General features: G+C 40.4%; 13 protein-coding genes. 10 read left to right on the top strand and 3 right to left on the bottom strand.

What is annotated here, in order from left to right:
• The 6 genes from ACFVSH_RS17260 to ACFVSH_RS17285 form a co-directional block, all read left to right on the top strand.
• Positions 1-434: 4-hydroxyphenylacetate 3-hydroxylase C-terminal domain-containing protein (locus tag ACFVSH_RS17260; RefSeq protein ID WP_387707065.1), on the top strand; the 434-nt coding region annotated here is incomplete at its 5' end.
• A gap of 170 nt (positions 435-604) precedes the next feature.
• Positions 605-2,464, top strand: a complete 1,860-nt coding sequence (locus tag ACFVSH_RS17265; protein WP_387707066.1) for a XylR N-terminal domain-containing protein — start codon at positions 605-607, stop codon at positions 2,462-2,464.
• A gap of 257 nt (positions 2,465-2,721) precedes the next feature.
• Positions 2,722-4,014, top strand: coding sequence for an asparagine--tRNA ligase (gene asnS, locus ACFVSH_RS17270; RefSeq protein WP_260285978.1), 1,293 nt, complete (start codon positions 2,722-2,724; stop codon positions 4,012-4,014).
• Positions 4,015-4,130: 116 nt separating this feature from the next.
• Complete coding sequence (locus ACFVSH_RS17275) at positions 4,131-4,826, top strand: DnaD domain-containing protein (protein ID WP_192205307.1); 696 nt, start codon at positions 4,131-4,133, stop codon at positions 4,824-4,826.
• A gap of 22 nt (positions 4,827-4,848) precedes the next feature.
• Positions 4,849-5,505: an endonuclease III gene (nth, locus tag ACFVSH_RS17280; RefSeq protein WP_076365732.1), complete on the top strand. Its 657-nt coding sequence runs from the start codon at positions 4,849-4,851 to the stop codon at positions 5,503-5,505.
• Positions 5,502-6,041 (top strand): YpoC family protein, encoded by a 540-nt coding sequence (locus tag ACFVSH_RS17285; RefSeq protein WP_387707068.1) that lies wholly within the window; start codon positions 5,502-5,504, stop codon positions 6,039-6,041. Before nth ends, ACFVSH_RS17285 begins: the two co-directional genes overlap by 4 nt.
• Positions 6,042-6,081: 40 nt before the next feature.
• Here ACFVSH_RS17285 and ACFVSH_RS17290 read toward each other — a convergent pair whose 3' ends face one another.
• The gene (locus ACFVSH_RS17290; protein WP_387597533.1) at positions 6,082-8,811 is read right to left on the bottom strand and encodes a PBP1A family penicillin-binding protein; all 2,730 of its coding nucleotides are present in this window, start codon (positions 8,809-8,811) and stop codon (positions 6,082-6,084) included.
• 26 nt (positions 8,812-8,837) lie between these two features.
• Positions 8,838-9,449 (bottom strand): Holliday junction resolvase RecU, encoded by a 612-nt coding sequence (recU, locus tag ACFVSH_RS17295; protein ID WP_387707070.1) that lies wholly within the window; start codon positions 9,447-9,449, stop codon positions 8,838-8,840.
• Between the two features lie 144 nt (positions 9,450-9,593).
• Here recU and ACFVSH_RS17300 point away from each other — a divergent pair, with 144 nt between their 5' ends.
• The 4 genes from ACFVSH_RS17300 (at position 9,594) to ACFVSH_RS17315 (ending at position 12,272) form a co-directional block, all read left to right on the top strand.
• Positions 9,594-10,541: a DUF2515 family protein gene (locus tag ACFVSH_RS17300; RefSeq protein ID WP_387707071.1), complete on the top strand. Its 948-nt coding sequence runs from the start codon at positions 9,594-9,596 to the stop codon at positions 10,539-10,541.
• 355 nt (positions 10,542-10,896) lie between these two features.
• Positions 10,897-11,172, top strand: a complete 276-nt coding sequence (locus ACFVSH_RS17305) for a hypothetical protein (protein WP_260285968.1) — start codon at positions 10,897-10,899, stop codon at positions 11,170-11,172.
• 69 nt (positions 11,173-11,241) lie between these two features.
• Positions 11,242-11,610: a YppE family protein gene (locus tag ACFVSH_RS17310; RefSeq protein ID WP_387707073.1), complete on the top strand. Its 369-nt coding sequence runs from the start codon at positions 11,242-11,244 to the stop codon at positions 11,608-11,610.
• A gap of 77 nt (positions 11,611-11,687) precedes the next feature.
• Positions 11,688-12,272, top strand: a complete 585-nt coding sequence (locus tag ACFVSH_RS17315; protein WP_387707074.1) for a YppG family protein — start codon at positions 11,688-11,690, stop codon at positions 12,270-12,272.
• 69 nt (positions 12,273-12,341) lie between these two features.
• Here the strand turns inward: ACFVSH_RS17315 and ACFVSH_RS17320 are convergent, their stop codons facing one another.
• Complete coding sequence (locus tag ACFVSH_RS17320; RefSeq protein WP_387597524.1) at positions 12,342-12,794, bottom strand: Hsp20/alpha crystallin family protein; 453 nt, start codon at positions 12,792-12,794, stop codon at positions 12,342-12,344.
• Positions 12,795-13,029 lie beyond the last annotated feature (235 nt).

Below are 13,029 nucleotides of genomic sequence, written 5' to 3' on the forward strand. Positions count from 1 at the left end.
ATGCAACTGCATATAGGGTGTTCGCACCAATGGTTTGGCCAAAGGTGAAACAGATATTTGAACAGGTTGTAGCTGGTAATCTCATTCAACTCCCATCAAGCTCCAAGGATTTTTTAAACCCTGAGGTCCGTCCGTATCTCGATAAATATTATAAGGGCTCAGGTGGGGTTTCGGCAGTGGAAAGGGTAAAACTGATGAAACTCATATGGGATTCCATTGGAACGGAATTTGGTGGCAGGAATGAATTATATGAAATCAATTATGCGGGTAACCATGAAAATATTAGGCTTGAAACCATGAAAATGGCAGATTTAAATGGACAATCGGATAAATTCAAAGCTTTTGTGGACTTGGCGATGGACGATTATGACCTCCATGGCTGGACAAATGATAAGTGGATAAATGCATATGAAGACATTAATGTTGAAGTTTGATCCAGCTTCTAATGAATTAATCTGATTAAGAAAACGTGAAAAAGAATGGTTTGTATCGGACTCCCGCCGGTTTTTCAACCAATGCATAATATGAATGCGTTTACATTTATCTTGATAGGTAGGGTGTGGAAAAAGTATAATATTATGTAAAAAGAAAGCCGGGGGGAATAATGACGAATCTTTTGAATCTTAAGAATGATGATGGTGAAATTCATTTAAATGATGAGAGGATGATCCTGACTTCCTCTTCAATTTTCGGTACCTTAAGAAAGGACTTGATCGAGAATATTGGATTTGAAAGAATGAAGTCTTTTTTAATACGTTATGGCTGGAATATCGGGGTCAATGATGCTAAAAAGGCACTAAAAGGGAATATATCAACGGTTAAGGAAATACTGAGGCAAGGCCCCATTTTACATATGCTGCAAGGTTATACAAAAGTTAATACTATGAATCTAGAATTATCGATGGATAGTCAAGCGGAAGTGCACTCTGTAAAAGTGGAAGGGTTTTGGGTGAATTCCTATGAAGCAGAGGAACACATCACCCAGACAGGCATCGCGGAAAAGCCAGTCTGTTATACATTGACGGGTTATGCAAGTGGATTTTATTCAACGGTCTGCGGTCATGAAGTGATTTTCAAGGAAAGTGCCTGCAAGGGAGCAGGGCAATCAGAGTGTAGATACGAAGGTAAATCGATACATTTATGGGGCATGGAGATTCAGGATGAGTTGAAATATTATAAAACCGAACCGATTGTTCAAGAGCTTGCCGTAACATATGAAAAGCTGCTGGAGGAACGCAATAGTTTGTCAAAAGTGATGGATATTCATAATTTGCTGACAGAAGAGTTAATTAACGGAAGAAGCCTTCAATCCATAGTGAGGATGGTTTATCAGAAAACAAAAATACCTTTGTTGATGGAGAATTTCAATGGCAATCAGGTTTATCATGCTGGCTTTCACAAAGGGAAGGTGAGGGAAGTGAGGAATCAGCTAAAATTAATGAGGGAATATGGTCCCGTCACTTTGGAAACCGGAAGAATCGTAAAAGATGGGATGGATCTGCTTTATACTCCCATAACGTTACAAAATAAAACTTATGGCTATTGTGCCTTTGTGCAATCTGATCAAGTCGAAGGAAAAACGAACCTGGAAATCAATCGAATGATTCTTGAGAGGGTGTCCATGACCGGTTCCTTATTCCTCTTAAATGAGAAAAGCAGTTTTGAAGCTCTTGAAAGGGTAAAAGGGTTATTTCTTGAACAAATATTAAATGGAGAGTTTGCTTCTAGAGAAGAAATAATCAAAAAAAGCATGTATGTAGCCGCTTCATTGGATCATCCTTTCACCATTGCGGTGCTGGGCTATCGCTTTTCCTCCGATCGGGGGACAGAGAATGACTATTTCATACAGCAGAAAATCATCGAAGAGATATATAGTTTCTTTAAGAAGCGGAATCAAGTCGTCTTAACAGCATTAAGGGATGGTAATATCGTATTGCTTATACCACTGAGACCTGGAAATGAATTTCAATTCCTAACCAAGGAATGCATCAATTACTTAAATACTGTTTTCAGCGGATATAATTTTAAAATGGGGCTTAGCACAATAAGTGATGAATTGGAACGGGCTCACGATGTTTTTCAAGAAGCTTTAACCGCCTTGAATATGAATGAAGGAGCTCGGGATATTACCAAATTTGAAGAAGTCGATCTGCTATCCATTTTAATGCATACTGGGAGTACTTCAGCGGTCCTGCAAAAAGCTGAGAAAATGCTGGGTCCTTTATTGATGAAAGAAGATCCAAAAATGAATGAATTATTGAAAACGCTTTATGTATTTCTGCAATGCGGTGGAAATCTTGAATCCAGCATGAAGGAATTGAGCATTTCAATGAGTGGTTTACGCTATCGGATCAAAAAACTTGAAGAGCTGCTTTCCTGCCAAATAAGAAATCCTAAAAGTGCTTTTCAATTATATGCATCATTTGAAACCTTGTTAAAGGCGAAAATGATTACCATTGGTTGATGGGATCAATCCTTTGTTTAAAAATAGAAATGTCGATCGATTCATATACCGAGATGATTTTACTGTAATTAGAGCATGGGCATTAATGAAGTAATCTACCATGCAATCATGCGAATACGCCGCAAAAACATAATGAGAGTGATACAAAGGGCTGGAACTTCCGCTTCAATTGATTTATTTGCTTGTAAGCAGGGCTATGGGTATAATAAGTAGAGTAAATTCATTAGTAAGTTAAGCTATTTTTGGAGGTAAATTCCGTGAAAATTACAATAAAAGATGCTAGCAAATTCGTCGATCAAGAAGTTACCATTGGAGGCTGGCTTGCCAGCAAACGTTCCAGTGGGAAAATTGCTTTCCTTCAAATCCGTGATGGCTCTGGTTTCATTCAAGGTGTGGTCGTGAAAGCTGAAGTGGGTGAAGAAATTTTCGCTCGTGCGAAATCGATTTCGCAAGAGTCATCCTTGTATGTAACAGGTGTCATTCAAAAGGATGAACGATCGCCGTTCGGTTTTGAGTTACAGGTGAAAGATATTGAAATCATTCATGAATCAGTGGATTATCCCATTACACCTAAAGCACATGGTCCCGAATTCTTAATGGATAACCGCCATTTGTGGCTGCGTTCAAAAAGGCAGCATGCAGTCATGAAAATCCGGAATGAAATAATCCGTGCTACATATGAATTCTTTAATGAAGAAGGTTTCGTTAAAGTGGATCCCCCGATTTTAACCGGAAGCGCACCAGAAGGAACGAGTGAGTTGTTCGCGACTAAATACTTTGATGAGGATGCATACCTTTCGCAGAGTGGTCAGCTCTATATGGAAGCGGCTGCCATGGCACTTGGGAAGGTATTTTCCTTTGGTCCCACCTTCAGGGCAGAAAAATCCAAAACAAGACGACATTTAATCGAGTTCTGGATGATTGAACCGGAAATGGCTTTTATCGAATTTAAAGAAAATCTGGAGGTCCAGGAGCAATTCGTTTCTTCGATCATCCAATCCGTATTGAAAAACTGTCAGCTTGAGTTAAATACACTTGGCCGTGATACATCGAAGCTTGAACAAATTCAAGCTCCTTTCCCGCGAATTACATATGATGAAGCCATTAAGTTCCTTCATGAACAAGGATTTGATGATATTCAATGGGGTGATGATTTTGGAGCTCCGCATGAAACTGCGATAGCGGAAAGTTATGATAAGCCTGTTTTCATTACTCATTACCCAACCAAAATCAAGCCTTTTTATATGCAGCCAGATCCTGACAGGGAAGAAGTGGTTCTTTGTGCCGATTTGATTGCTCCGGAAGGTTATGGAGAAATAATTGGCGGTTCAGAGCGGATTCATGATCAGGAATTGCTTGAACAGAGAATCAATGAGCATGGCTTGAGCGAAGATGCTTACAAATGGTATATGGAATTAAGAAAATACGGCTCTGTACCGCATTCAGGCTTCGGTTTGGGATTAGAACGCACCGTTGCATGGATCAGTGGAGTCGAGCATGTCCGTGAAACCATCCCATTCCCACGTCTATTAAATCGATTATATCCTTGATTCCATAATGAAGCGGTTATCCTGCCATATTTGGCAGATAACCGTTTTTTGTTAAAATTATAAACTTATTCGGAGAGCCTTATTCATGTTATACTTAATCAGAGGTGTCCAAAAACATGAATAAAGAACATTTATATGCGTGGTTTAAGGAAGGAACGATAACGATTCCATCCTTTTTGTTGACTAACTATCGTACAATGGGACTGAATGAACAAGAAATGGTCCTATTATTACAATTGCAAAGCTTCATCGATAAAGGTAACCATTTCCCTGCACCATCCCAACTTTCTGACCGAATGACATTGCAGGAAACGGAATGTCTATTCTTGATCCAGCGTTTAGTCCAAAGGGGATTTGTTGAAATGGTGGTTGAGGAAAGCCAAGAAATCGGGCAGGAAAAATATTCGTTGTCCCCACTTTATGAAAAAATGATGGACTGTTTCTTGAAAACTTTGAAACAGTCAGAGTCTGCTGAAATCCAAAAAGCGGGGGAGAGCCTTTATACGATATTTGAACAGGAGTTCGGCCGCCCTTTATCTCCATTTGAATGTGAGACATTGGCAATGTGGATGGAAGACGACCATCAACCTGAGATCATTAAGTCAGCTCTGAGGGAGTCTGTCATTTCTGGAAAATTGAATTTCCGATACATTGATCGAATTTTATTCGAGTGGAAAAAGAATGGAATTAAAACCTTGGAACAAGCAAGGGAGCAAGGACAAAAATTTAGAGCTCACCAAAAGAGGGACCGAAAGACGGAGACTGCACAACCGTTGAAGGATGTGCCTTTCTATAACTGGCTCGAGCAGTAATGTAAATTGAAGGAGAACCAATATGTTGAATAAAGCTCAAATTCGATATTGTCTGGATACGATGGGTGAAATGTTTCCGGATGCCCATTGTGAGCTGAATCACTCCAATCCATTTGAATTGGTGGTTGCTGTTGCCCTGTCAGCTCAGTGTACGGATGTATTAGTCAATAAAGTCACGAAGGATTTATTTCAGAAATATAAAACGCCTGAGGATTACATAAGCGTTCCGATAGAAGAGTTGGAAAATGACATTCGCTCAATCGGTTTGTTTCGTAACAAGGCGAAGAACATACAAAAGCTGTCGCACATGCTGATCGAAGAATACGGTAAGGAAGTTCCCAGAGATCGTGATGAGCTAGTTAAATTGCCTGGCGTTGGCAGAAAGACGGCGAATGTAGTCGTTTCCGTTGCTTTTGATGTGCCAGCGATTGCTGTGGATACCCATGTAGAGCGTGTTTCCAAGCGTTTGGGATTATGCCGTTGGAAGGATAGTGTCCTCGATGTTGAGAAAACGTTGATGGCTAAGATACCGAAGGATGAATGGTCCGTTACGCATCACCGCCTGATATTCTTTGGACGCTATCATTGCAAGGCCCAGTCACCAAGATGTGAAACCTGTCCGCTTCTCGAATTATGCCGTGAAGGAAAAAAAAGAATGAAAAGGAAAGAAGCCAATTGACGCAGTCCATATCATTAAAAGTTCCTAAAGAATTGGACCATTCTTTGTTTTTTCCTGAAAAGGAATCGATCTTGGAAAAAGAGCGGTATGCAGGTTGGAGTGAAACGATCCCATTCGAGGCTTTCCCTTATGAGTTACTTTATTATAATAATGTAGAGGCGTATGCTCCTTGGACTAATGGGGCAATCCATGTAAAGGAACTTCTGGAAATATGGAAGGGAATTGATTCAGAATGCAGTTTGCTATTTTCCGAGCGAAAAGTGGGCCAGACTTTGGGACTCATGAAGAAGGGGATCGGTTTATTTTTAACCGCAGTCTACTGGATGAATGGGAAGCCAGTGGTATTGAATGATCTCCGGGTCCAAATAGAATCCTTTAACGATATTCCGGTGAATATGGATGAAAGGCTTTCATTCATCCTTGCTAGACCGGCTTTTTTTCATTCATATAGACAGCTTAGTGAGTTGTTCCGAGAATTTGAAAAACGATATGTGAAGTTCATGATCAAAAATAAGAACAGCCCAAAAAACGTCTAAGCTAAAAGCTTAGACGTTTTTGTCAATCCTTATAATATATTTATTCCGTATCTTTATTTGGATCTGGGTCCGGGTTAGGGTCAGGATCAGGGGTTTCGACTGGTTTTTCCTCTTCTACCGTTCCTGGGTCAGTGACATCATCCCCGCCTTCGACGTCCTCATCACCCTTATTGCCATTTCCGTCATCAGTGTTGTTGCCATTATTATCATTGTTGCCATTGTTTCCGTTATTACCGTTATTGCCGTTTTCGCCATTGTTATTTTTGTCTTTATCTTTATCTTTGTCTTTATCTTCGCCTTGTTTATCCTCTTCACCTTCAGCAGGAGTTTCTAGTTCCGGATTTTCACCTTCGGCCGGATCTTCAATCTTCTCTTCCTCAGTACCTTCAGGGTCTTCCGCTTCAGCAGGTATTGTGACAGATGTACTCGCAGGATCACTTTGTTGGTTATCAACTAGAGCTACCACTGAGAAAGTATATTTACTTCCAGGGGTTGGATTAGGGATCGTTAAACTAGTATCCTTCGATTTTTTTAATACGCTCTGTGCTCCGCCGTCCACGGACATCTTAACCTCAAATTGGGTATTCCCATTACCTTTTGGATATGACCATGATAGATTGATTTCATTGCTTTCCTGGTTGTAAGAAGCGTTAATGCCAGGTGAGTCGATTTTTTCATATTCTGTCGTCACTTGTGTTGGCTCGTGACCTTTAACATAATATTCATAAGTGATTTTACTGCTTGGTGTATATTCATTGGCTTTAACTGCTGGATTCGAACCTTTGATGACTCCAACCTTCACAACACTGTCAGGTTGATCAAAGTCTTTCGTTTCTTTTGATTGAGCCATATGTTCCATTAAATTCTTAAAGATGAATTTAGGGATCCTTTGAGATGATTCGCCCAGATATTCCATTTGCTCACCAGATGCATTATCATAACCAGCCCAAACCGCAACTGTATAATTGGTTGTATAACCCGCCATCCAGCTATCTTTTACACCGGAAGATGGGATGTTGTTCTTTGCACGCTGTTCAGGCGTGAAATTGGTTGAACCCGTTTTACCGGCTACAGGGAGACTAGGTATATTGGCTAACCTTCCTGTTCCATAAGGTTCTTTCATGACGCTTTTCAACATGTCCGTCACGATGAAAGCTGTGGAATCTTTCATGACCGGCTTTGATTCCGTCTTGTTTTTGATGGTTGTTTTATCACGTAAAACGATCTTTTTCACACTATGCGGTTCATTATAGATACCGTTGTTTCCGAATGAACTGTATGCACCGGCAAGTTCAAGTGTAGAAACATCCTTACCGCCGCCCAATGCTGCCGATTCGGTAATTTCCTTGTCGAAAGGAATGCCAAGATCAGTGGCAAAATCACGTGCCCGGTCCAATCCTACTGCTTGAAGCGTTTTTAAAGCAGGAATATTTAATGACCGTGCCAGTGCCTCACGAGTGGTTACAGTACCATAATGTCGTCCGGAAGCATTTTTAAGCGGTGTTCCATTACTGTACGTATATTCCTCATCCTTGATTTGATGGTAGGTGGACCAATTTAAATATTCTACGGCAGGACCATAATCCAGAATTGGCTTAATGGTCGAACCTGGTGAACGCTTGGCATCCGTTGCATAATTCCAGCCGCGTTTAACCGTCGTGTTCCTGCCGCCGCCCACTGCTTTAATTTCACCAGTTTCAGTATCTAGTAATGTGACTCCAGCTTGGAGATCTTTACTTGGATAATTGATGATTTCATCACTGTTCAACATTTTATAGACATATTCTTGGGCATCTTTATCAATGGTCGTTTGGATTTCCAAACCATCGGTAAAGACGTTATAGTCTCCCATATCCCCGACTTCCTCAATGACCAAATCGATGAATGCATCATAAGCAGTCGTGTCTTTTTGGCTTTTATCGATTTCTTGAAGTCCTTCTGTTATATCGATGCTTTGTGCATCTTTCATTTCCTTTTCAGTGATATATCCATGTTTATTCATTAAGTGAAGGACAATATCACGGCGTTCTTTCGCGCGTTCAGGGTGTTTATAAGGGTCATAACGGCTTGGGCTTTGCGGTAAACCTACAAGCATGGCCGCTTCGTTCAATTTCAATTCGCTTAGATCTTTTCCATAATAAGTTCGGGAAGCAGTTAAGATCCCATTGGCACGGTTTGCAAAGAAAATCTTATTCACATACATTTCGAAAATTTCTTGTTTTGTATATTTTCTTTCAAGCTGTATGGATAGCCACATTTCCTGGACTTTCCTCTTAATGGTCTTATCAGGTGTTAAATAAGAACGCTTGATAACCTGCTGGGTCAATGTACTTGCACCCTCTGAGCCGAATCCGTGTTTGACGTTGGCGATGACGGCACTGCCCAGACGTAAGAAATCCACCCCATGGTGTTCATAAAAGCGGGAATCTTCCGTAGCCAGGAAAGCATTTTCGACTAGATCGGGAATGTCTTCATAATTTACATAATCCCGGTTTTCTGTTCCGACTTCAGCTAGCAATTTACCATTTTCATCGAGAATTTTGGATGTGACCGGATCTTTCAAAAGCTTTTCATCAAGTTTTGGAGCATCGCTTATAAAGTAAGCCATTGCAGCTCCTCCGGTAACCAAGCCTATAATTCCGATTGTAACAAGTATAAGGAAAATGCGCTTAAGCATATTGGTTGGCTTCTTAGGACCTTTGTTCTGTCCCTTTTTTTGAGTTTGCCCCTGCTTTCGGCGTTCTTCTCTAGTATTATATTTTTCAGCCATTACAGCTAACCTGCCTTTCTAAAAAACTAAAAATTTTCTGCGATGAGCGAATCTACTACTTTAATATAGTCAATTCTCGGTTGAAAGCCAAGAGTAATCTTTCGGGAACTGCTTTCAACCTCTTGAAGAGTGATGGATTTGCGTCCGCCTTCTTTCATTCTCTTCCAATAAAAACTCAGTTGTTCAGAACTCATTAGATATATATCTTCCATTGCGGAAAACCGGATGATGACAAACGCAATTCCGTCATGCTGAACGATATGTTTCATATGTTCAATTTGATGGTCATGAAAATTCTTCAAAGGGAACGAACTGCTGTTTTTCGTTTCCTTTGCCTCAAAATCAATGTACTTTCCTTTATAAACACCATTGTAATCGGTGGTCGATGCTTGTTTGAAGTAAGCCTCTTTAATGACTGCAGCACTTCTTTTCGGATAGTGGACATCGACAATTTGAATGGGTGTCGGTTTTTTATGGATGACGGCAATGCCGTGTGCTAAATAATACTGATTGGTTTCGTTCAAATCGTCTTCCAATGTTTTTCCCCGGTTGCTGTAACTGACTTTTTTTAGTGGGCTTTTCTTTTCTTCCATAGCCTGCGGTACAAACTTTCGTCCGTTGGGATAATGAAATGCCACTTTTACCCCTCCTTTTTTTTCACTTTTCTATATTAGCAAAAAAAGAATCCAAAATGTGAATAAAAAGAATTGTTTCTTAGAACGATAGGATTTATGTACAACTATATGTCACAATTCATCGCTATGGAAAGGCTGGACTCATAGATGCAAATGTTCAAGACGGAAAAGCAATTGCTCCAATCCATAAGAGCCCAAACCGCAAAAGGGAATAGGGATAATATATCAAGAACACAAGCATATGAACAATTTTTTAGAATGCATCCAGAAATACAATGGTCTTTTTTAGCTGGGATGGTTTCTAGGAATGCAGGCTGGAATATGTGTGATCTTGAAGGAATTTGGTTTTCCCATTTGCTTGGCCATAAATATAGGCAACACTTATTCCTAACGTATGAAGAAGCCAACTGGAGAATATTCCAAGATGCGTATCCCCAATTACTTCTCTATCATTATTCGACGAAGTATGGACGCCCTTTGTTTCACTTATGTCATTATTTTTTTATTACCAAATTCATGAAGAACGAATGGTATTCCTTTTGGAAACATGGAAATCGTGAAAAATTAGTCACTGCGCTTATCATAAATGAACAAAACATCATTCAAGAACCGGTTATTAAAAAGCAATCTTTCGTTTTTCATTCTCTATTATTTTTCCTGCAGGACTGGATGCATTTCAGCACTGTTTTATTTCCTACTTGCAATGGAGAACTGTATGGCTCGTCGGTTTCGCATTTTAGAAATTTAGATAAAAGGATTGAATTGGGGAAAAGGTTGGCTGGCCTTTTATTTTCTGAAGATTTGTTTCCGCGCTTTTTTGAATTTTCCTGCAGGACTGAACCAACGGGTGCCCGATATGATTATGAACAATATCGAAAAAAGCCTAGGTACCATGAAACCCCGATGCTGAGGGGAGTATATCCAGTGATTCAACATCAGGCAGGGGAAACAGAGCAATGGGATATGAAAAAAAGGATTAAAAAAAAATGGCTCATTGAAGCCAAATGGGAAGAAGACCCGCATTTGACCGAATGGTATGACGATAAACAAAAGCAGCTGCACATGGCTGCAATAATCAAAAATTTGATTTTATAATTGGAAACAGGGAAGGCGTAAATTAAGCCTTCCCTGTTTATCGTTCAGTATTTATGTCTCACGTAGAGGGGCGGTTTTCTCCACTAAGTTTCGGGTTTCCCGTTCCTGCCTTTTTAGTGGGCGGCTTTTGTCGTTTTTCGTTTTTTTGCTGTCTGCTTTCATTCGACTGCATAAAATCACCTCCTGTCTGTATTCTTGTTTAAAACTGCATTCTTCATTCTGCCATTGTTGTCGAAGGGCATAATAAATTAAGTGAATTGCACTTTCTTTGCCGATTCCCTTCTAGTTTTGTCAGTCATGAAGGGCTTTCAGATAAAAAAAAGAATAGTACAGGTAAAGAATGGGAGGGATCAGCATGGTCAATAAAAGTGTCGCAACAGAAGAGATATTAAGGATGATAGCTGAGATCAGTACCAGCCTGGATCGTTTGGAAATTTCATATGGGGAAACTGTAAATACAGTGCGGTGCAAACTATGGGCGGAGCAATATACATTAGTTAATGAAGCCCAGGAAGCCATTGAGAAAGCCGAGGATTATTGGGTAAATGCTGAAGGTCCAAACCACTCCTTTTCCATTGTCCCGGAAAAAAGAATGATAAAGCACAAGGTTTTCAAGGAATTGCCCGTATAAGCCGGAGGAATATCATTTTATAAAAAACTGGATTATACTAAGGGAAACAATTGTACGGAGGAATTTAATGTGCAAAAAGAAAAAATGCAGCTATTAACAGAACAATTAATACAATATACAGACAAAGCTGATGAGATTTATGAGGGTGTACGCAAGGAAGGGGAGGAAAAGGATTTCTTTTCGGAGGTCAAGCCGTTTGCAGACCTGGTCAGGACCGCATGTATCGAATGGGAAACAGGAATGAAGGAGTGGATGAAAGAAACCGATTTCAGGCATCTTTTCCCCGAGCAAATCGAACAAACCGCCCATAACCTTTCTGATGTGGCCGTTCAGGCATTTTTTCCTAAAACAAGTTATAAGCGATTTAAAAGCCACGTCCAATCGGTCGAATTCATCCTTAATAATGTAAAAACGGAAATCGATCGAATTTTATCATAAAAACGCCTACACTTTATTCCCTCTTTTTTCATATATTATCAGAACCATGTAGTGAAAAAAGAGGAGGGCTCATTGACATGATGAGATCCGGTTTTAACCAAATCTCCCCAAATCAAGGACAGTTTCCTCAACCAATGCCGGAATATTGGGGAGGGTACCAACAGCCAATGCCGTATCCTCCGCCAAATAATCATAATCATGAACAATCATTTATGTATCCATATCATCAACAGGATACAGGGGGCTATATGACACCATATCATGATCCTTATCAACAGGCGGCCTATCATCCATTTCAACAAGTCCAGCAGCAGGCGATGCCTGTGGGTGCTTATCCGGGCAACAGTGTAATGCAGCCGATGGCACAAATGTACCCGACCCACTCCAATCAGCAGCCGCAAGCTTTTAGTCCGTTCGCCAATCCGTTACAGCCAGCTAAAAGACCTCCGCAAAGTCAGCAGCAGGCCCATAATCCATATCCTAAGCAGCAGTTCATGCAAAAACCCCAGCCATCGGGTTTCAAATCGGTCATGAATCAATTCAAAACACAAGATGGCTCCATGGATATAACGAAGATGATGAACACAGCCGGACAAATGATGAATACTGTTTCTCAAGTATCTTCTATGGTCAAAGGAGTAGGGGGCTTCTTCAAAGCTTAAATAGTGAATAAAGGAAAAGCAGACTTATAAGTGACCAGCCACTTTTTTAAAGTCTGCTTTTATTCATGCCTAATGAATTTCAATCCGATTTCCCCTGACCTTGGGTAGGTTAAGCGTGAGGATGCCATCGCGATGTCGCGCGGTCACTTTGGCTTCATCAATCGGCTTTGGAAAGGAAATGGTTCTTGATAAAGTACCGGTTGTAACTTCCTTTTGGAACAATCCTTGATTTTTATGCTTTCTACCTACATGCTTTGCAGATATGGTTACGGCATGGGACAGTACATCAATTGATATTTGGCTGCGTCCAATTCCGGGCAAGGTGGCAGTAACGGTATATTCTGAATGCGTTTCGTGAACATCAACCGGAAAGCTGCGTTCTTTCGCCGAACCGAAGAAATCGTCAAGAGATTGCAGCATGCCTTTAGGGGGCCTCTCGGAAAACAGCCGATCCATTTTGTTAATGAAATGGGAAAAGGGTTCTATTCGATTCCGATTATTATTTTTTTCAGAAGAGGTCATCACGGTGCTCCTTTCTAAAAAATTCCTTTGCCTATAGGCTATGTGAGGAATGAAGAAATGTGAATGCACTGTTGGGTTTCAGATACAGGTCTATAGGGAATAACGTTACTGAATGATTAGTAAAGGAAATGAGGGATTATTATGACAGATAGCAAGCTTTCCTACATAGATACCGGGAAAGGTGCAGAAACTTTGTTGTTTATCCATGGATTTTGCGGAAGCCATGAATATTGGC

The sequence above is a fragment of the Peribacillus sp. NPDC058002 genome (assembly GCF_042886655.1).
Taxonomy (GTDB): domain Bacteria; phylum Bacillota; class Bacilli; order Bacillales; family DSM-1321; genus Peribacillus; species Peribacillus aracenensis.

Excerpts from the sequence above, each read along its gene's own strand:
- ACFVSH_RS17265 (WP_387707066.1), top strand. The coding sequence starts at position 605 with ATGACGAATCTTTTGAATCTTAAGAATGATGATGGTGAAATTCATTTA.
- ACFVSH_RS17275 (WP_192205307.1), top strand. The coding sequence starts at position 4,131 with ATGAATAAAGAACATTTATATGCGTGGTTTAAGGAAGGAACGATAACG.
- nth (WP_076365732.1), top strand. The coding sequence starts at position 4,849 with ATGTTGAATAAAGCTCAAATTCGATATTGTCTGGATACGATGGGTGAA.
- ACFVSH_RS17290 (WP_387597533.1), bottom strand. The coding sequence starts at position 8,811 with ATGGCTGAAAAATATAATACTAGAGAAGAACGCCGAAAGCAGGGGCAA.
- ACFVSH_RS17300 (WP_387707071.1), top strand. The coding sequence starts at position 9,594 with ATGCAAATGTTCAAGACGGAAAAGCAATTGCTCCAATCCATAAGAGCC.
- ACFVSH_RS17305 (WP_260285968.1), top strand. The coding sequence starts at position 10,897 with ATGGTCAATAAAAGTGTCGCAACAGAAGAGATATTAAGGATGATAGCT.
- ACFVSH_RS17315 (WP_387707074.1), top strand. The coding sequence starts at position 11,688 with ATGATGAGATCCGGTTTTAACCAAATCTCCCCAAATCAAGGACAGTTT.
- ACFVSH_RS17320 (WP_387597524.1), bottom strand. The coding sequence starts at position 12,794 with ATGACCTCTTCTGAAAAAAATAATAATCGGAATCGAATAGAACCCTTT.